Origin of the sequence: Trichocoleus sp. AS-A1, assembly GCF_039962015.1 — a bacterium.
Classification (GTDB): domain Bacteria; phylum Cyanobacteriota; class Cyanobacteriia; order Cyanobacteriales; family FACHB-T130; genus FACHB-T130.
This window is the reverse complement of sequence record NZ_JAMPKG010000024.1, coordinates 84,058-103,264: the sequence shown is the minus strand read 5'-3', so window position 1 is coordinate 103,264 and position 19,207 is coordinate 84,058. Positions and strand designations below refer to the sequence as shown.

Annotated in this window: 15 protein-coding genes and 2 pseudogenes; 6 read left to right on the top strand and 11 right to left on the bottom strand. The window is 47.8% G+C overall.

Going from position 1 to position 19,207, the window contains the following annotated elements; all coding sequences use genetic code 11:
- A pseudogene (locus tag NC994_RS18465) lies at positions 1 to 192 on the top strand (IS630 family transposase); the annotation flags it as partial.
- A gap of 513 nt (positions 193 to 705) precedes the next feature.
- Positions 706 to 2,394, top strand: a complete 1,689-nt coding sequence (locus tag NC994_RS18460) for an NAD-binding protein (RefSeq protein ID WP_190435965.1) — start codon at positions 706 to 708, stop codon at positions 2,392 to 2,394.
- Between the two features lie 105 nt (positions 2,395 to 2,499).
- Here the strand turns inward: NC994_RS18460 and NC994_RS18455 are convergent, their stop codons facing one another.
- The 7 genes from NC994_RS18455 to NC994_RS18425 form a co-directional block, all read right to left on the bottom strand.
- On the bottom strand, positions 2,500 to 3,591 hold the full coding sequence (locus NC994_RS18455) for a hypothetical protein (RefSeq protein ID WP_190435962.1): 1,092 nt from the start codon (positions 3,589 to 3,591) through the stop codon (positions 2,500 to 2,502).
- Positions 3,592 to 3,762: 171 nt separating this feature from the next.
- Complete coding sequence (locus NC994_RS18450; protein ID WP_190435959.1) at positions 3,763 to 5,793, bottom strand: iron uptake porin; 2,031 nt, start codon at positions 5,791 to 5,793, stop codon at positions 3,763 to 3,765.
- A 213-nt stretch (positions 5,794 to 6,006) separates the two neighbouring features.
- On the bottom strand, positions 6,007 to 6,879 hold the full coding sequence (locus tag NC994_RS18445) for an MBL fold metallo-hydrolase (protein WP_190435958.1): 873 nt from the start codon (positions 6,877 to 6,879) through the stop codon (positions 6,007 to 6,009).
- A 287-nt stretch (positions 6,880 to 7,166) separates the two neighbouring features.
- Complete coding sequence (locus NC994_RS18440; RefSeq protein ID WP_190435955.1) at positions 7,167 to 7,877, bottom strand: SDR family oxidoreductase; 711 nt, start codon at positions 7,875 to 7,877, stop codon at positions 7,167 to 7,169.
- A gap of 210 nt (positions 7,878 to 8,087) precedes the next feature.
- Positions 8,088 to 8,978, bottom strand: coding sequence for a hypothetical protein (locus NC994_RS18435; protein ID WP_190435952.1), 891 nt, complete (start codon positions 8,976 to 8,978; stop codon positions 8,088 to 8,090).
- Between the two features lie 82 nt (positions 8,979 to 9,060).
- Complete coding sequence (locus tag NC994_RS18430) at positions 9,061 to 10,311, bottom strand: MFS transporter (protein ID WP_242030480.1); 1,251 nt, start codon at positions 10,309 to 10,311, stop codon at positions 9,061 to 9,063.
- Between the two features lie 41 nt (positions 10,312 to 10,352).
- Positions 10,353 to 10,829 carry a pirin family protein gene (locus NC994_RS18425; RefSeq protein WP_190435949.1) on the bottom strand — a complete coding sequence of 159 codons (477 nt, stop codon included), beginning with the start codon at positions 10,827 to 10,829 and terminating at the stop codon, positions 10,353 to 10,355.
- 343 nt (positions 10,830 to 11,172) lie between these two features.
- Here NC994_RS18425 and NC994_RS18420 point away from each other — a divergent pair, with 343 nt between their 5' ends.
- Both NC994_RS18420 and NC994_RS18415 read left to right on the top strand, forming a co-directional pair.
- Positions 11,173 to 11,733, top strand: coding sequence for an opioid growth factor receptor-related protein (locus NC994_RS18420; protein WP_190435946.1), 561 nt, complete (start codon positions 11,173 to 11,175; stop codon positions 11,731 to 11,733).
- 337 nt (positions 11,734 to 12,070) lie between these two features.
- A pseudogene (locus NC994_RS18415) lies at positions 12,071 to 12,962 on the top strand (IS982 family transposase).
- Positions 12,963 to 12,996: 34 nt separating this feature from the next.
- Here NC994_RS18415 and NC994_RS18410 read toward each other — a convergent pair.
- Positions 12,997 to 13,782 (bottom strand): DUF3891 family protein, encoded by a 786-nt coding sequence (locus NC994_RS18410; protein WP_190435943.1) that lies wholly within the window; start codon positions 13,780 to 13,782, stop codon positions 12,997 to 12,999.
- Positions 13,783 to 13,986: 204 nt separating this feature from the next.
- Here NC994_RS18410 and NC994_RS18405 point away from each other — a divergent pair, with 204 nt between their 5' ends.
- On the top strand, positions 13,987 to 14,145 hold the full coding sequence (locus NC994_RS18405) for a hypothetical protein (protein ID WP_190435940.1): 159 nt from the start codon (positions 13,987 to 13,989) through the stop codon (positions 14,143 to 14,145).
- Here NC994_RS18405 and NC994_RS18400 read toward each other — a convergent pair.
- The gene (locus tag NC994_RS18400; protein ID WP_190435937.1) at positions 14,139 to 15,035 is read right to left on the bottom strand and encodes an alpha/beta fold hydrolase; all 897 of its coding nucleotides are present in this window, start codon (positions 15,033 to 15,035) and stop codon (positions 14,139 to 14,141) included. The two genes, NC994_RS18405 and NC994_RS18400, sit on opposite strands and share 7 nt — an antisense overlap.
- Positions 15,036 to 15,167: 132 nt before the next feature.
- Here NC994_RS18400 and NC994_RS18395 point away from each other — a divergent pair, with 132 nt between their 5' ends.
- Positions 15,168 to 17,228, top strand: a complete 2,061-nt coding sequence (locus NC994_RS18395; protein WP_190435934.1) for an S-layer homology domain-containing protein — start codon at positions 15,168 to 15,170, stop codon at positions 17,226 to 17,228.
- Between the two features lie 87 nt (positions 17,229 to 17,315).
- Here the strand turns inward: NC994_RS18395 and NC994_RS18390 are convergent, their stop codons facing one another.
- Positions 17,316 to 18,308, bottom strand: coding sequence for a mechanosensitive ion channel family protein (locus tag NC994_RS18390; protein WP_199299627.1), 993 nt, complete (start codon positions 18,306 to 18,308; stop codon positions 17,316 to 17,318).
- Between the two features lie 212 nt (positions 18,309 to 18,520).
- On the bottom strand, positions 18,521 to 19,051 hold the full coding sequence (locus NC994_RS18385; RefSeq protein WP_190435928.1) for a hypothetical protein: 531 nt from the start codon (positions 19,049 to 19,051) through the stop codon (positions 18,521 to 18,523).
- Between the last annotated feature and the right edge of the window lie 156 nt (positions 19,052 to 19,207).

Below are 19,207 nucleotides of genomic sequence, written 5' to 3'. Positions count from 1 at the left end.
TTCTTTTTGCCTGCTTATTGCTCCCAGATGAACCCCATCGAAGGACAGTGGCATCAACTCAAAACCCATGAAATTTCAGGACGAATGTTCGACAATGAATATGATTTAGCCCTGGCTGTAATGGACGGCATGGAATCACGGAGTGAACAAGGGGGATATACGTTAGAGCGTTTTAGGTTTAAATCATCCTAGCTACTTACATCCTTTGATATCCACTAACTTGACGCTATCGGCTACGACGCAGTCGAGCCAATTTCTAGACAATTACTAGGATAACCTAATCTACTAGTTTGCTAATTCTCTCGAAGGGCAGACCTAGTCTTGAAACTAACCCATAAATAGTCCACAGAGCTAAAGTTTCCAAGTAAAAGCAGAAAAAAACAGGTAGCAGTACCCAGCAATCCACACGTGCAACAGTGCAAAAAAGAAGTGAGTTTGACATCTTGCACTGTTCTCAATTAGCTCCAAAACCCGCGATAAAATCGATTTATTGGCGGATTTTATTGGCGGATTATTACAACTGGTGCAAGATGTGAGCGAAACGATCTCGCACTCACAACGCGATCGCCTGCATGGTGTATTCAGCGATCATCCCGACCACCTGAAGACAAGCAATGTCTTAGCGGTGTATACGGCTACAGTCCTTTGAGCGGAACTCAGTAAGAATATTCAATTGCACGAATATTTAGGCAGTGATTAGGCGGGATGAAACCCAGAATTATTGTCTGCGGCTTGGGTTTGACTGGGTATAAAATATTTTGCTTGCTAAGACAGCAGGGAGCGAGCGTGATTGGCATCCATGCCGAATCGATTCCTGGTGAAGATTATGATGTCGTAATTGGAGAATTACGGGCAGCTTCCACCCTGAAAGCAGCGGGGATTCAGGAAGCCCACACATTAGTGCTGGCTGGGGAAGACGAGGCGCTGAACTTAGCGATTCTTACCCAGGCACGAATTCTCAATCCTCGGATTCGGATTATCAATCGATTATTTAATACTAGCTTGGGCGATCGCCTTAACCAGACGCTTGCAGATCACGTCACCATGAGCGTTGCAGCCCTAGCAGCACCCGTATTTGCCTTTGCCGCTTTGGGGAGTCAAGCGATTGGGCAGTTGCGGCTGTTTAACCAAACTTGGCCGATCCACGAAGAATATATTAATGAAATGCATCCTTGGATCGGTCGCAAGTTAAGTGACTTGTGGGATGACCGTTCTCGGATGCTGATTTATTATTTGCCGGTAGATGGTGAGATGGATCTCATTTCTGCCGTCGTGTATGGGCAACCGTTACAAGCAGGCGATCGCTTAATTGTTGGCACCCAACCCAGCGTCCGCACCTCTGGCAAACCCGTACTTCCGAAACTTTTCAAAGTCCTGACCAACTTCCAACAGTTTCCGCAATACGGTCAACCGATAGCAGTTGTTACCCTAGTCCTCCTGATCACCGTTTTTGTTGCCACCCTCACTTATGTTTGTGTCGATGCAAAAATATCTGTCGTTGACTCCCTTTATTTTTCGGTTGGCATGATTACGGGTGCTGGTGGTAACGAGAAAGTCGCAGAACACGCACCCGACAGCATTAAAATCTTTACCGCAATGATGATGCTGCTCGGTGCTGGTGTAATCGGGATTTGCTATGCTCTCCTCAACGATTTTGTTTTAGGTACCCGGTTCAAACAATTTTGGGACGCCGCACGAGTTCCAGGGCGAAATCACTACATTGTGTGCGGACTCGGCGGTATTGGAGTTCAAATCGTCAACCAACTCCATACCCACGGACATGAGGTTGTTGTCATCGAACGCGACGCCAACAATCGCTTTCTCAACACCGTCCGCGCTTTGAAAGTGCCCGTGATTCAAGGAGATGCCAGTTTATCTACCACCCTAAAAGCTGCCAATGTAGACAAGGCAGACGCCCTCTTAGCTGTCACTAGCGACGATATGGCGAATTTAGAGATTGCCCTTAGCGCCAAAGGGATTGCACCAAAGTTAGCCGTCGTAGTGCGGAATCAAGACCCCCACTTTGCATCCCAAGCGCAAAAGGTATTTGAATTTGATGCTGTGTTGAGTCCGACTGAATTAGCCGCGCCTTCCTTTGCCGCAGCGGCTTTAGGAGGACGAATTTTAGGTAATGGGATAACTGGCGATAGTCTTTGGATCGCCTTAGCCACTATGATTACACCAGGGCATCCGTTTTGTGGCAAGCGCGTTCAAGAATCGGCAATGGACGCCGACTTTGTACCTTTGTATATCGAAACCAACTGTCAAACGATTCACGGCTGGGATGTTTTGGAAACTTGCCTCAGTCCTGGCGATATTTTGTATTTGACGATGCCAGCAAATCGACTAGAGCAATTGTGGCGCGTGACGCCTTCTCAACTTCTAGCCAGTTGAAGATTCTGTACTGGCTAGAAGCGTTTACTCAATTAGCTTTGTAGGGGCAAAGGCTGTGTATCCTCTTCTACAAAGCAAAGCTAATTAACGTTGGCAAACCCTCCATTAACGCAACAGCACTCGACTCCGAGGCCCAATGGGTTGCTCAGATGTCGTCAGCTCAATCGAGCATCCTGCCGTCTGCTCGTTGGCAGAAGACGAGACACTTGTTGAATTGCTGCCTTGATTAGGCGTACAACTGGTTGCGGCTGTCGCGGAAGACTCCAAAACCACATGATTAACCTCAGTAGAGTCATTGCGGCTGAAGAGTGAGGGAGGTACATTTGCCCCGGATGGAGATGGGGATGGGGTTCCTCCACTGGTTGGACTACCGCCACTGCTAATGGGTGCTAGGGCAGGTGCTGGGGTAGTTACTGGAGCTGTTCCTGGGGCGGTTACCGGGGTGGGTGTTGAGGCGGTGGGTGCTGGGGCGGGTGCTGGCACTGGGACAGGTGTTGGAGTAATTAAGACGGCATTCGCAGGCACTTTCACCTGTAATTTCACCGGCATACCACCGGCAGGAATAGTAAAAGAAGGGAGGGGTTTCGGCACGGTAGGGGGCAAGTTGTTGCCGAAATTGTATTCAGATCCAAAATCAAACACGGTGGGGCTGGTGCCTCCGTTGGCATCGCTATATCTAGGCCCCTGACCCCTAATTTCAAATACACCTTGATACTGTTGCCCAGTTTTTGGATCGGTGACAACGCCTTCCCAGAAGCCTCTGGCGACAAATTCATCCTGAATTGTGCCAAATAAGGTGGTTCCTTCTTGCCCGGTTTGCTTTTTGGGTTGAAGATTGCCGCTAGTTAGAACTGGAGAGGTAATCGTTCCATTCGTGGAGACAACGGGAATACCGCGAAAGTCTACATAATGAGTGCCATCGGCTTTGGTTCCTACATAGCCAGGATTGGGTGCAGTGTAGACGAGGACGCCGTTGCGGAAATATTGCCCTGCGGCATTAGTATCAACTCTAGTCGTGCTTTGGTTGAAATTTGGGTTGGCAGGGGGAAGGGTAAAGGTACCTGTGACTGTGCCAGTGCTATTGATGGTTACTTGGGCAAAAGCACCATCTGCTCCCAAGGCGACGATCGTCGCGGTTAAACTACTGCTAATCAGTAAGCTCAAGCTCAGCTGAGTTTTTGAAGATAGCGATCGCATAAATATTCTTTCCGATTGGTATTAGCCAAAAAATAGAGCGATCGCATCATGGCAAAGCAAAGCTTCCGCCAGTTTGTGCCTCACTCAATCACATATACTGGGGAAATTTGCCGAAACCGCAACAGGTTATTTCATTTATCAGAGCTTTTTCGCTTTTACTAGCTTTTCTCCTTAAAACCGGAAAGTTGCTCTCATCGTTCCCACGACTAACGTGTCATTTGCCGCATTATGGTCGGGGTTGAAAACGACTAAAACTCCCGGCGTCAGGAAAATGTTATCCGTCAATCTGGCTCGGTAAAACAGTTCTAAGTGCAAAGCAGTGTCACGACGCCCTCCCGGCGTCCCACTCAAATTGGTCAAAAAGTTGGGAAGATTGAAGCCATCCGGCAAGGTACTGGAAGTAATTTTCGGCGGCTGTCCAAACAAAATTCCCCCCAAATTTCCTCTACCAAACAAGTCAGGAAACGCAGAAAATAACATCCAATTCGTAGTTTCCACAGAACCCGAAAGATTGACCGGATCTGAAGAAGTCCACCCTCCCCAAGTCCCTAAAGTCAATCTAGGGTTGACGCGCCAAGCCAAAGTCCCTCCCACGGCGTGAGTATTAAAGGCAAAAGAAGTCGATGGCGAAATAATCGGTGCCAAGGGCGAAATGAGTTGATTGTCGCCGGTGCCGATACCCAGCAAACCATCGGGAGAGTGTGAATAGATATAGTGCAACCCGATATCTAGATTATTTGTAGGTGCAATGGTGAACTGCACGCCCGCACTGGTTCTACCGCCAAATAGTCCACCTTGGCTGCTATTACTGGTAAAGCCAGGAAGTTCAGCGCTGTAGACGGCTTGTAAACTCAGGCGTTTGTTAATTTGCCAGTCAAATCCAATGCCGCCCGTGCCGTTGCCAATTGACAGAATGGGGTTGCGCTGACCTAATAAGGAAATCGAACCATCTCCCGAACCTTCTAAAGGATTGATACCGCGAAATGTATTGGCAGGGTTAACACCAGCCGGACCAACAATAACGCCGAAGTTATCCGTGACTGGAAACCGATAGGAAAGGTCGCTCAAAACCAGGTCGTTGTTAGTTTCTAACTCAGTCGATAATCGACCCATATTGGTAAAGACAAAGGGTGCAGAAGAGGCGAGATTTCCACCCTGAAGCCCCGTCAGCAGTAAATCCTGTCCTGTAAACGAGGTTGCCAGAGACAGTTGAACGTTACTTGCTAGAGTCAACTGAGCCTGACCAGAACGTTCCGGCACCCCATCTCTGGGGAACAAATCCACATCTACTTGATTGCTTCCCTGCAAGCCAACAATTGCTTGCCCAAATAGTCGAGTATTGGTAGAAAATTGGTGATTTTCGAGCTGTGCTGTCCGACTTTCTAAGTTATCGACTCGACCTTTCACTTCCGCTAGTTCCGTGGCATAGTCTTGTTGAAGCCGTTGCAGGGTTGCTAAATCATCTTGAGGAATGCCTTGGGGTTGCGTGAAAATTTTTTCCAGGGCAGCATTGAGGGCGGCGGCAAATTCGTAGCGGCTAAGAGAACGGTTGCCGCGAAAGCTGCCATCCGGGTAGCCGGAGATGACTCCATACCGTTCTGTTAGGTTTTTTAGGGCTTGGTAACTCCAATCTTCCGGAGTAACATCTGTCAGTTGATCGACTGATGTTAATTGACTCATCGGATCGGCTGATTCATCGCCGTCAGCGATATTTTCTAAGCCAGCATCGTTCGGCTGAGTTGCTGCGGGTATCTCTTGGGAGGCATTCGGAGAACTCATTTGGGCTAACAAACCTCTCTCCCGACTCCTCTCCTGCAAGGCGAGGGGAGTAATATTATTCCCCCTTCCCTTACCCCCCTCATTCCCCCCGCTTGCGGCTATCGTGTACGATTTTTGGTTAAGTGGCAAAACGTTGATCGATCCCCCTAAATCCCCCTTAAAAAGGGGGACTTTGACTGGATTTCCCCCCTTTTTAAGGGGGGTTGGGGGGATCAAAACGGGACTGGTTTGAGAAGTCAGGCGATTGGAGGTTGAGAATTCTGGCTGCGTGACTTCAACCGTGACGGAAGGCTTTAAAACGGGTTGAGGCTCAGTTGCATCGAGCGATCGCTCGGATGGCTGAGGCATTACGGCTGAGGGTGGCAAAGTTGAGTTTTTCCCAGCAGTTAACAGTCCGACAACTACCAGGCTGAAGTCGCTCATGAGATTCTAGTCATTCTGGATACATAGCCGTTACCTTTGACAGCCGAAATTGCTAACTTCAGGAAATCAACTAAAAAAAACGGCACTCCACTTAGGAATGCCGTTGCCATATCAGTTTTTGGCGTCACAAGTTACGCATTGAGGCGCTATCCTTCTGACGCGGTGTGCTTCTAACCCCCTTGTTCAAGAGGCGTTGAGAAAATCAAAAAGACCTTAACGCGCTTCCATCCAGGCAATACACTGCTGCATCTGCTGGCGCATCGTCTCATTGTCAGCATGGTATCGGCGTCCGTGACCGGGTAACACCCACTCAAACGAGTAATTAGCCAACTTCCGCATTGATTTAAGCAATTCAGGCCAGGAATACCAACAGACATCGGGGAAGGCATACAGGTGATTTAGACTTGGCGACCAAGCCAGATGATCTCCCGTGAACAGAAATTTATTTTTGTACAGTAAAACCGTGTGACCTTTTGTATGACCGGGAACTGGGATAATTAACAAATCTGGCTCCAACTGTACTGGATCTAAGCCAGTTAGCTGAATTTCTACATTGCGAGTACCCGAAGAGATTTCGTCGGTGTGGAGAATTCGCTGACACCCAAAATGCTCGGCATACTTTTGATGATCCGCTACATCATCTCGGTGCGTCAGATACATATAGCGAATCTCTCCCATTTCCTCTAGCCGCTTGACCAGAGGAGGCGTAAAGCGGGGAGAATCCACTAAAACATTGCCTTCCGGTCGCACAATTAAATAGCTAGCAGCGCCATAGGAATTTTCTGCATGATAGCCGCAATGATAGACATTTTCAGCGACTAAAATCGGAAAACTGTGCTGAGCATCTTTAACGTCTTTTGGCTTCTCCACAGTCCCAATGGAAGCCGTAGGACAAGACAAAAGAGCCTGCATTGCTCTTAATCTTTCAGCCTCATTCTCTGGCTGATGATAAACTGCTGACTGCTCGTCGGTGCGATAAAACACCTCTGGAGTCATCCAACGACAAGTATCGCAATCAATACAAGTCGTATCAACGTAAAAATCGCCACTAATATTTTCAGGGTGACGCTGATTTAAGTGAGCCATAATCTAACCTAATTGGTTGTTTAAAAAGAATCTTGTGCAAAATAAATGCCTTAAAGTGGAAGCTCGAAAAAGGGAGATAGAAAAGGCTCAATTTGCAGATCAATTTGCCGACATTGTTCAACTTCCTGTACTTGAGTCCATTAGTTCAAAAAACCTAACTTTAGAGAGATGATAAAAATAAGCTACTCATCCCTTTTAAAGGTGGGACTACAAAAATTGTAGGAACGCACTTGCTCGCGTCTGTCTAACCTAAAGCAAATAGATATAGAAATGGGATGCGATTGTGCTTACCAATCAATGGGTTGGCGATCGCGGAAAAAACCACTCGTGGGGCCATCATCAGGAAGGGTAGCCAGCCACACAATGGTATCAACCCCTTGCTCCACAGACCTGGTAGCATTTGGGCCACCCATATCGGTTCTTACCCAGCCAGGACACACAGAATTCACTAAAATATTGGTGCCTTCCAACTCATTTGCGAAAATCCGTGTGAGGGCATTTAATGCGGTTTTGGACATCCGATAAGCGGGAAATCCTGTGTTCATGTCGGATAACTGTCCTGCTCCCGATGATACGTTCACAACACGCCCATAGTGATGCTCTTTCATCAGCGGAATTAATGCTTGGCAAAGCAGTAATGGGCCGTGTAAATTCGTCTCCATCGTTTCGCAGATGGTACTAACCTTGGTGTTGAAGATACTACCCGCTGGATCTCCTAAAGGATCTCTAGCAATTCCAGCATTATTCACTAGAATATCTAATCGCCCAAATTGATTGCGAATGAACTGAGCAAGATGCTCAATACTCTCTGCACTGGTGACATCAAGCGGATGAGAAACTACCTCTAAGCCTTCAGCTTGCAATTTCTCAACGGCTGCTTTCCCCTGTGCTTCGTCACGACTGGTCAGAATCACTTGGATATCTCGCTTTGCGAGTTGTCGGCAAGTTTCAAAACCCAGCCCCCGATTGGCACCCGTGACAATTGCGACTTTCTGCATCGGATTTTCTATACTTCCACTGCTCCCTCTGTTTCTACTCTAGACTTTTTTGCTTTTATTGAGTGTTCTGCAAAAATTTCAGGACTGATTTATCAATAAAGTCTCAGCAGATTCTTTGGGAAGTTGCTCAGAATCTGGTTAACTTCTTGTCATGGGTAGATGAGCGTACAGAAGCAAAATTAGCAATATGGGTACAGTTTCCTGTACCCATTAGGGCGCAAGCCACAAAGCAACATTACGCACATAAGTCTTGATATCTTCTAGGGCACGTGGCTCTTGATTCATGCCATCGCCGGGAGCCTCATCCACAAAGCTAGGACAACCTTTTTCGATGTCCCAGTTGTAATCGACAAAATGGTGAAAACTCGATGCAGCAACTGCACGCCCTAGGGTGTTTCCGTCAGTGTCTTTTTCACGTTCGATAACAACAGCCAGATTAAAGGGACGACCTGTAATTAAGCTTTTGCCCATTGCAATAACCCGAGCATTCTTTGCGCCTGCGGGAACTCCGATTGCGCCCTCGTGGGGATGAGTGGGAAAATATTCAACCAATCCAGAAGGTGAATTGGGATTGCGTAGAAGTTCGTGAATGGGTTCGGTGGGGGTTATTTTTTGATAGTCGCCGTTGCGCCCAGAATGATAGTTAGGCCAGGAAATATAGGTTGTGTAGGGGTCGTCAATGCACCAGCGAGATTCGTCGGGATCTGGATTTTTGGTGTTGAAAAAGTGGATCGCGCCGATGTCGCCTAGACCGTACATGGAGCAACCCATATCTTGATGATCGCGGGTGGTGAGGATACCGCCACCGCGTTGGCGAAATGCATTGATTCCCGCACAATCTTTTTCCGTCAGACCTTCGCCAGTATCTAAGGCAAATAGCCATAACTGGTCAAAATCTGAGCGGTCGAGGGTGCTTAAAATTGGGTCGTTGCCGTCTGCATCTGACACGCGATCGCGTTCTGTTACTTCAAACAGGGGATTCCCCGCGTCATCTGTCAGGGATGCGAGATAGTCGCGTAACAACGAGAAGCGCCAAATACTCCAGTCATCTTCTGTTGTCGGGATGGTTGTCTGGAGGAGAATGCGAATTGGTTTTGTCATAGTTTTCTACCTTTTTTAGATTAATTAGATTGGCGAGAAACCTTGGATGGGTGGGGAAACTTCGCCCTTACAGGATTCCGTTTTAAGGTTGCGCGGGATGGGCGGTAAAGACTACGATTTGCCGCCTCATCCCCAGAAAAATTAGTGCTAGTAGCAGTAGTAGCGCACCTGCGAGTCTGTAGGTGTTGCCAAGACCCACCTGCTGACTCACCGGTTGGCTAAGAATCGGAGACAAAAACTGACCCAAGAAAAAGAAGGTAGTAAGTCCGCCCAAAAGACGCCCGCGTAGTGCCTCTGGGGACTCAGCAGACAGCCACACGGTTAGATTTGGCATCAGGAAGCCTAACCCGACACCCGCCACCGCCAGACCGATTAAGACCTGCTCGTAGCTCTTCCCTAAGCCGATGATGCTATAACCAAGACCCATGAGTGCGAAAGCTAGGGTAAGAATGCTGACGAAGTGCAGACGTGCCTTGATGCGTCCGTAGAGCATTGATGCAAAGGCGCTGAAAAGCGTCGCAAAGGCGATCGCTAGTCCACTTTGCGTGGCGCTAGCCTTAGTGAGGTTTTGGAGATAAAACGGCAACTGCACGGGAATCAGGTAGAAAATGACCTGCATAAATACTGCCACTCCGTAAATCAGCGTCAGTAATTTGATGGGAACGGCTGGTGCATTGATGCGTAGGACGGAGTCCGAGGCGAAGCGATCGCTTTCTTGCACTGTTCCTATCCCAACATTTCCTATCCCAACATTAGTGCGCCTCGGCTCATAGAGCAAAACGACGATAAAGGGAAGGATGATGAAGGCGAAAAGATAAATCAAAAAAGGTAGACGCCAATTAAGATCAGCGAGAAAGCCACCGCTTGACAAAAACAGGACGCCGCCAAAAGCCATAAATGCTGCTTGCAAACCCATGAAGTTAGCGCGTGCCTGACCCATGTAGTAGTCAGCAATCAGGGTAGTAACGCTGGTCATTACCCCCGCTACTGCCAGACCCAGCAAAGCGCGACCCATCAGGATGTGTCCGATGGAATTCAACAAAAAGCCAGAACTCCCGGCAAAACCGTAGAGGCTCGTCGAAGCGACCAGTAAAGATTTGCGACCCAAACGATCTACAATCAGTCCGGAAATGGGAGCGCCAATGACAATAAACAAGGCCGGAACGGTCAACACAAGTTTGACCCAATATTCCACATTTTCAACGCCAGAAAAGTAAGCCCGCATGGCGGGAAGTGAAGGCGCAATCGTCGCACCTGACATCACCGTTAAGGTACTCGTGACCAGTAAGGTGATTTTAACGAGCAGTGAATCGGGATTTGCCGTTTTCATCATTTAAATATCCGAGTAGGGAGGTTAACCTTCTCTACTGATGCTTATAGAATAGCGATCCCTATCGATCGAAAAATAAGATAGACGCGCTTCTTCAACGGAAAAATACGCTGTTCATCCCTTGGTGATAATTCTTCTGCATCGAGAATTATCCAAATTTGCAGAAAGTGGGCGGAATTAGTTTCAGAGAAATTAAATTCACGGTGGGTGATGCCAGCGCCAGCACTCATCATCTGTGCGTCTCCTGGATAAGTACCTGTCCGATTCCCCAAGCTATCTTGATGCTCCATAGCACCTTCTAGGGCGTAGGTGAGGATTTCCATGTCATGATGACTGTGGGTACCGAAACCAGAACCGGGTAAGACTCTATCATCGTGAATCAGCCTGAGAGTGCAAAATCTCATTGGCTCTGGGTCAAACAAACCCCCCAAGGAAAAGGTGCGATCGCTATCCAGCCAACCTAGCTTGGTATAACCGCGATTTTGCCTGTCGTGGATTAAATTGAGCGTATCTTGACTCATCGCTTGCACCTCGGTTTGAGTAGTCAGACACGGATGTCAGTTCATGCGATCGCCTAACGCTAGCAGCTACATTGGCATTGTTGAAATTATCAACGGTTATTGTAATGAAGGCAACAGTTAATAACTGTTGTTAGCGCTACTAGGCACTGTAGCTTTTGTGAGGAAAGCGAGATAGTTCCATAACGAGGAATGCTAAATACTCTAGTTATCTCCTCGGATCTAAAGGGTCGTTTGCAACAAAAGTACTCATAGACTTTTCTATCGCCCTGCCAGCTTTAGAATGAGCGTGAATCTAGCTGATTTCCCAGATTGTTAACATTTGATTAATTGCAGAGGAACACTTATGGCAAAATCATCTGACAAAGAATTGGTTGCTAAAGCATCCCCGGCTCTTGTGGCTTTCTATCTTAGTCAACAGCCTGATTCAGAAGGACGGATGATCGACGAGATTTGGTCATGGAATTACGAAAAGCTTGAACGGATTCATGACTATGTTCAGTGGCTTTTCCCCCTGAAAGATAAAAGTGGCTACAACCCTAATGCACTGATTCTAAATGATGAAATTGCTCAAGCTTTTCGGACAGATCCTCTACTTAAAACACGTCTGCAAAAGTCATTTAAAATAATGCTCAGGTTTTATGGATTTAAATGCAATGAAGGAAACGTAAACAATATTGTAATCACGAAATCCGATCAATATCAAGATAGAAAACGGGCTTGGATTGAGCCTCTGAATCATAATTACCTCCGAATCACCAGAATTTTAAAATGTTTGACAACTCTGGGATTAGAAAATTATGCTCAAGCTTTTTTTAAGTGTTTAGATAATATCTACTCAGAAGAAAGTCAAAAAATTGGAGCTGATACTTATGCTTTTTGGAAAAGGGCAATTGAAATGAGTTGATTTTTTGGGGTTTATTGCCTAAACGCTCGTTGCAATGAACCCCGAACATTCTCCTGAAAAACGACAATAAAATTACCTGTCCTTGGATAAGAGAGCGGGCAATCTTCATCTTCCTTGAAAGCCAGTCTAGTAGGAATATTGGGTAAAAAAAGCAAAATATAGAGTCAGCATAGGCAAAGCATTTGCCCCTACTGACTTCTTTATGGGTAAGCACAATATGTTGCTTTGATGAATAACGATTAATTACATAATCCACGCGATGTGCAATTAAGTTTTGAATAGGAAAGTCCCACCCGACAATGCTAGAAGTACAACTCAACTAGCTGGAGTGGGACGAATGTTTTCTATCGAAGAGTTTATCATTGCGGTTTTTTGCTGTGTGGACGACTTGCTCAAAGAGCTCACAGGCGGACAAGCGATTCGGGCAAGAGGGTTCGCGCCAGCCCTAGCCAATAGCGAGGTCATGGCGATGGAAATCGTGGCAGAGTATCAGGGGATTGATGATGACCAGGGGATCTGGCAATACTTCCGTCAGCATTGGTTAGGGCTGTTTCCCCAGTTGGGTAGTCGTTGTGCGTTCGTGCGGCAGTCCGCGAATCTGTGGCAATACAAGGAGCGAGTTCAGCAACACTTGGCAAGGCGGTTGGGAGCATTTGATGACTCGGTGCATTTAAGTCGATGGTATCCCGATTGCGCTGTGCGGCTTTGCTCGTGCCCCCCGGTGTCGAAGCTTTAAGGGAGAAGCGGCTTACGGCTACTGTGCGGCAAAACAGCAGACTTACTATGGCTTTCATGGTCATTTACTCATCAGTGCAACCGGAGTAATTACTGGATTTAGCCTGACCCCAGCCAATGGCAGCGAACGAGAAACACTCGCTGGTTTGGTGCCTGCCATTGGTGGCTTACTCATTGGCGACAAAGGGTATCTTTGCGCTGCCCTTGAGCAGGAGCTTCAAGCCAATGGCATTCGCCTGGAAACGGCGTTGCGATCCAACATGCACGACCCTCGAAGCCCAGCGTTCGTCAAATTACTCATGCGTACCCGACGACTGGTTGAAACCGTGATTGGGCAACTGGTTGAGCGCTTCTCGATTGAAAAAGTCTGGGCACGCGACTTGTGGCACTTAACCAGTCGGCTCAATCGTAAACTCTTAGCTCACACTGTTTGTCGTTGGCTCAACCGTCATAGCCTTGACCCCTTGCCGTTTGAGCAACTTCTGGCTAGCTAGTTTTAGTCGCACATCGCGTTAATCCAGTCGGTGCTTACACGGGATGCAGGTGAGTTTTAATCGTCACCCAAGGTGCTTTCGCGATCGCGTTCCGCATCGTCTCCTCGTCTGGGAAGGTTTCCGATAGATAGCGTCCTTCGCAAACCAGCGTCACCGCGTTCTCTGAAAAAGGCCAAGGACTTACCGCTACCTGGGTTGGATCGCCTGCTAGTGGCGTCAGCTTCAGGGTAATTTCACCCTCAGCGGTGGGAACCTTCTCTACTGAACGTTCTTTACTTAACTTCATGCACAGGATTAGGGATAAGCAATCCCAGATTCCCACTAACTGCCGATTTCGGGCGATCGCTTCTGGTGTGCTGTAGGGTGCGTAATCCGGATCGTTGCGGAGGGAGTCAATTAATTCCTTCTGGAAAGCCTGTTCGTGCCCTAGGAAGTCCTGCACAAGCTGGATATCTTCTGGGGAGTCATTACTAGAGTCGTAATGCTCGTAGAGGCGCGTACCGTGCAGCGAAGCTAGCAGCGCTGGATATCTTCCTTGGGCGATCGCTAATTCTCCGGCTTTTGACCAAATATCTATATGGATTTTTCTCGGTAATTCCGTAAAACTGTGCGGCAAACCAGTTTTTGGGTTGAAGGTAGGCGTCTTTTCCCAGGACAGCCAGCCAATATCATGTTGCTGGGCACCTAAGCAAACCTCTTTTCTAGGTTCCAGCTTCCCAAAATACTCATTTCCCCAAGCTTGTGCCAATTGACCCGATACCCATGCATGGGCAAGCTGCGCGATCGCTATCAGCCCCTCTGGTTCTTTGCGATATAGCATTTATGGTTCCTACCGCATCTTCCTAACTATAGTCGTGATGAGTTGGATGCTCCTCATCACAGCAAGCCGTGCTTTATCCATTTAAACCGCTCGCGCCCCACGAGTCTGTCCGCTCCGAGATTGATTTCCACGAACGGGATCGGCAGTGAATAGAGTAATCCTAATTTCCTTTGTTTTCAGGAAGGCAAGGAAGGAGCGAAGAGGTTGGATGTAACGTTAGGTGAATCAGGCGCGAGGGGACGCGATCTCGAAGCGAGTGCGATCGCGTTCCCTCAAATTCAGCACCTCAAATTCAGAACCTCAAATGCACAAGTCGGTGCAACGACAGTTGCACCGAAACTTTTACTGACTAAGTTTTATTGACTGCTCAGCTGCGCCAACCAATCCAATATCAAAGGATTCACCACGTCCGGACGTTCATCATGGGGACAGTGACCCGTTTTGGGAATGCCGACAACCTTCACGGGTTGCCCATTCTCACTTAGCTCTTTATAAATCGTCGCACCCTTAATCGGCGTCCAGGGGTCATCTTCTCCCCAAAGTACCAGCAGCGGGTGTTGTATTTTTGGCAACAACTCAGCTGGGCTAGGGCCAGGGGGTGCCGTGAGAATTGAGGCAAAAACCTGCTGAGCGCCCGTGTCACAAGAAGGATCGTAAAGCATATCCACCAGTTCATCCGTGATAGCTTCAGGGTTCACGTAGACCTGTCTGAGCGTGCGACGGAGACGAGCTTTGTGGCGGATGCGGTTAAATAGGAACGGGCCAGCGACTTTGGAACTGACCAGCTTCGTGAAGGCTCCCATCACCAGCCGCAGGGGGAAATTCAGCTCATCGGGGCGATGATTTAAGCCCCCGGCGCAGTTAATCAGCACGCCACCAGCGGAAATTTCTGGAGAATTCACCACTACCATCAAGCTGAGTAATGCCCCAATCGAGTTGCCGACAAAGACGGTCGGTTCCTGAATATGAGTTTTCCAGAAATCCTTGAGCAATTCTTCCCACAACTGGAGATTGTAATCGAGGGCTGGCTTGTCCGAACCGCCGAAGCCGAGTAAATCTAGGGCAAATACTCGGTAGCCCTCAGCGGCGAGGACTGGCATATTCTTGCGCCAGTGTCCAATGGAAGCGCCAAAGCCGTGAATCAGCACTAGAGGGCGACCTGTGCCCATGACTGTGTACTGAATCCGGTAGCCGCGCCAAGTCCAGTTGAGTTTTTCAAAAGTGCTTCCTGTTTTTAGCTGCTGAGTCGTCACGATAATTATTAAGATTCCTTAACTATTTTTCTATCGTAATAGTCTCTATCATTAAAAAGAGATAAACCAGGGAACATCTAACCGACTTGAAAAGTCACGCTACCCGTTTTGTTTAGGTGTGAGAAGAGATTAATGAAGCGAAGTTCCTTGGTATTTTTAGGCAGCCTGGTTTTTGCTGCTGCCGGTTTAAGTATGACAACGGTTGCCCCTGCGATCGCGCAAGTTGGACAAACAACGGGCAATCTGCCCTTATCGGGTCGAAATCTGCTCAGCCAAGCAGAAGACGATACCGCCCAGCTGCCAACAGCGGTTGCTGAAGGTGTTTTAAAGGATGCTGCCCAACGGACAGGAATGCAAAGTTCTGACTTAACCATCCTTCAGGTGGCGAAGCAAACTTGGTCAAATGGTTGCTTGGAGTTAGCAGAAGCAGGTGTTGCCTGCACCGAGGCACTGGTTCCCGGCTGGCTGGTACTAGTCGGTAGCGCCAAAGAACAGGGATTTTGGGTTTATCGCACCAACGAATCTGGAACGCTCGTGAAGTGGGATGAAGCAGCGACCCAGACGCTGACGGCTCGACTCCGGTCGGAAAGTACCACCACTGGGCAACAGACAACAACCCGTCGCACGGAAACCACCGAGCAAAGGAGTACCGTCCGCACAGAACAGCGGTCTACGGTGGCAATGACCGAATCCGCAGGGAACTTTAGTCTTGCCGTTCTGCAACCCGCAGGCAGCCTCACAGAGGTGATTACTCGCGTATCGGTGAAGTCGAAACAAGGCAACAGCTATTCCCAAGAGCAGTATCTTGGCGACTTCAGATACAAAATCAAGCAAAAAGCGAAGTTTGTCAAAGGTGTGAATCCGGGCGATCGCGTGGTCGTGCGTCTATACGACCAAAATCGCTTGATTGGGTACAGCGAGTTTGAATGCTTGTCTGAAAACGCCGCCGTTAACCTAATTTTGTCAGAAAATCCGTCTGAAACCCGCGTAGTGCGGACTGTGTACGGCATTGATGCCGACATGGATGGCAACATCGACAGCGGTACCACCGCCTACAACTACTACACCCAAATCGACTCTCAGGAACGGGTAACATTCCTGAGCAGCGTCGAGCAAATTAACGTCAGCCAGTTCCAATCGAGCGAGATTTCGACTTCGGCGGCGACTAGCGTTTATTCCAGCTCATTTACCAGCGGTGAATCAATGCTGGCGGGTGAGACGATGAGCGTTTACAGTTCAGGAATGGCTGCCTTATTGACATCAGCTCCCGGTCAGTTGGTGCAGGTGATTGGGGTAGAAGCCGAGAACGCGACCTACGAAGTCAGCCAGCTGCTGGCAAGATATGCAAACGTGGGAGTCACTCGAAACATCCAGACGAGTTTTCCCGATGTTCCGCAGGGATACTGGGCAAAAGATTTTATCGCCCAACTGGCGGAGTTAGAAATTATCGAAGGCTTCCCCGATGGTCGCTTCCGACCGGATCAGCCGGTGACTCGCGCCCAGTTTGCGGCGATGCTGCGGAAAGCGTTTGAGATGAATAAAGTGCGGAATGCGATCGCCTTCCGGGATGTCTCCTCGGATTACTGGGCGTACAGTGCTATCCAAGAAGCCTATGAAATGGGCTTTTTAGGCGCTGTTTCCAGCAATGCATTCAACCCCACCCAAAAGCTTTCTCGTCTGGATATCTTAGTGGCATTGGCAAAGGGAATGAACTACTCTTCTGCCAGTACCACCACCCAGACGCTACTGCAAGTTTACAGCGATGCCGCTAGCATCCCTAGCGACGTCCGCAGTTTGGTTGCAGCAGCGACAGAACGGGGTCTGGTGGTGAACTATCCCAATGTCCAGTCACTCAAACCCAATCAAGTCGCCACCCGTGCAGAGGTGTGTGCTTTCCTCTACCAAGCCTTAGTCAGCACTGGGAAGGCTCAGAACATCGCCTCGCCATACGTGGCAGGAGAAGGTGCGAAACCCCCCACAGTGCGCGAAGTTGATACTCCCAAGCCAGAAAACGTCCCTGGCGATAACCGTGAGGTAGAGGGGAACGAACGCACGAATCAGCGTCAGAATTGCAACCAAGGGGTCGGTAATGGGTCAGAAGGTTGCGATCCGGGCAATTCCAATCGGAACCAGCCCAGTAACGACGAAGGAGCAGGCGCAGCGCCTGGCAGTCCGGGTCGTCAGGGTCGGTAATCGTCGGTAATCGTTAGTCTGATGACTAAAGAAAGCCGCAGCTATCCAAATTGGATAGCTGCGGCTTCTATTCGTTCAGCGTTTATGTTACTCATTAGCAATATTATTTCCCTTCTGGTTTACATAAACTTCTCTACTTGGAAAAGGGATAGTAATTTCTTCTTGTTGATAGCGTCGGTGTAATTTTTTGATAAATTTATGCTTGGCAATTCGTTGGTTTAGAAATTCATTAACTCTAAGAAACACTGTAAAATTAATACTAAATTCTCCAAAGTTTTGATATAAGATAAAAGGCTCAAAATCAGAAATATCGGCTGCTAATTCTTGCATTACTTCCTTAGCAACTTCAACCGTTATTTCTTCAACGTGTTCCAAGTCGCTATCGTAACTAACACCTACTTGAATTGGTAAAGTTATTTCTTTCACTGGTAAATGGTAATTCGTAAAAATGGCAGAAGCCAGTTTTGTATTAGGCACAACGACTAGATTATTTGGCAGTTCTCTAATCACCGTATTCCGCCAAGTGATATCGGTAACGTAACCTTCTTGTCCCGTCTCTAGTTTTACATAGTCGCCAGTTCTGACTTGTCCAGAAATAATCAAATATAATCCTGAAAATAAGTTAGATAGGGTATCCTGAAATGCCAAAGCAACTGCCAAACCGCCAATTCCCAAGGTTGCCAAAATAGGTGTAATGGAAATCCCTAGCGTTTGCAAGATCATCAAGATTCCCAAAACCAGAACGACAATTTTGGCTAGGTTAGATAGTAATGAAGCTGAAACTCCAGGTGTTCTTTGACCAAATATCGTAACAAAACTCGCCGTCAGTCTGGCTAAAACTAAGGTGACAGAATAGAGGAAAATAACAGTCAGAATATTCTGAAAAATGCCAGAAATCCGGTCAGGAATAACCTGATTTAGTTGAAGGGTAAAAATGGCTCCGTAAAAGCCAGCAACAATAAACCAAACTTTGGGGATGCCACGCAGGGAATGAAAAACGATTTCATTCCCTGGCAACCGAGTTTTAACAGCTATTCTTTTGAGTCTGGGAAGAAAAAATTTATCAAAAATTATCCCCACGAGAAATCCGCTAAGAATAAAGGCAATCGGGACAATCCATTGCTTCATGTTGATAGTTTTATCTCAAATCTATTTGTATATGTTATGAGACTGACGATAGGGGCAACCTCCAGAGTTGCCCCTATCGCGGCTACACATAGCAGCGAGACAATTGTAGAGACACGATTTATCTCATATGCTGGCGCGACCTATAGAAAAAAGATACAGCGTAGTTACGACAATTGTTGCTTCAACTGATCGATCAACTGTCTCAAATTTTCTGGGCTGAGAATGGCTTTCACTTCCAACTGTTGCTGAGTATCTCGCAGAGTCAGGATGTGGTTTTCACCTTCCTTAGCAGCAAATTGCAATTGGGGAGATTTAAATTCAATCTTTTGATAGATGGTTTCTGGTATCCCTACCCGAATGACCAGTTCTTTTTGAGATTGGGGATAGATATAAAGTTGCTGGCGAAGGGTATCGAGTTCGAGTTTGGTAGGCGTAGTGCTGCGTTCTCGATCTTCGTTGATTTTGCGCCAGTAGAGAGTGATACCGCGAATCTCAGGGATTTGAATCTCAAATACTTCGTCAAAGCGTTGGGGTTCCCAATCGAGTTCGGTAGCATCGCCCGTCTGGGGAATGATTCGCTGTCGCCACGTGATTTTATTGTCGATGAGACTTGCCCACCATTCGCGGATGGTTGCGAAGTTGTTGGTATTGTCAGGATTATTGCTGCCCTGTTCCCAGACGATTTTGTGTTGCATTTTCTCTCTTCCCTCCCCATCGCTTGCTGATTTCTCTTCTCTCCATCCAGTTTAAACTTCCTCCCTTGCCGGGAGTTGCTGTGACACAAAGATGTCGAGGTGTTGTATACGGCGTATCTACAGCGATCGCTCGCTTGCCTTATCTTCAAGTCTAAA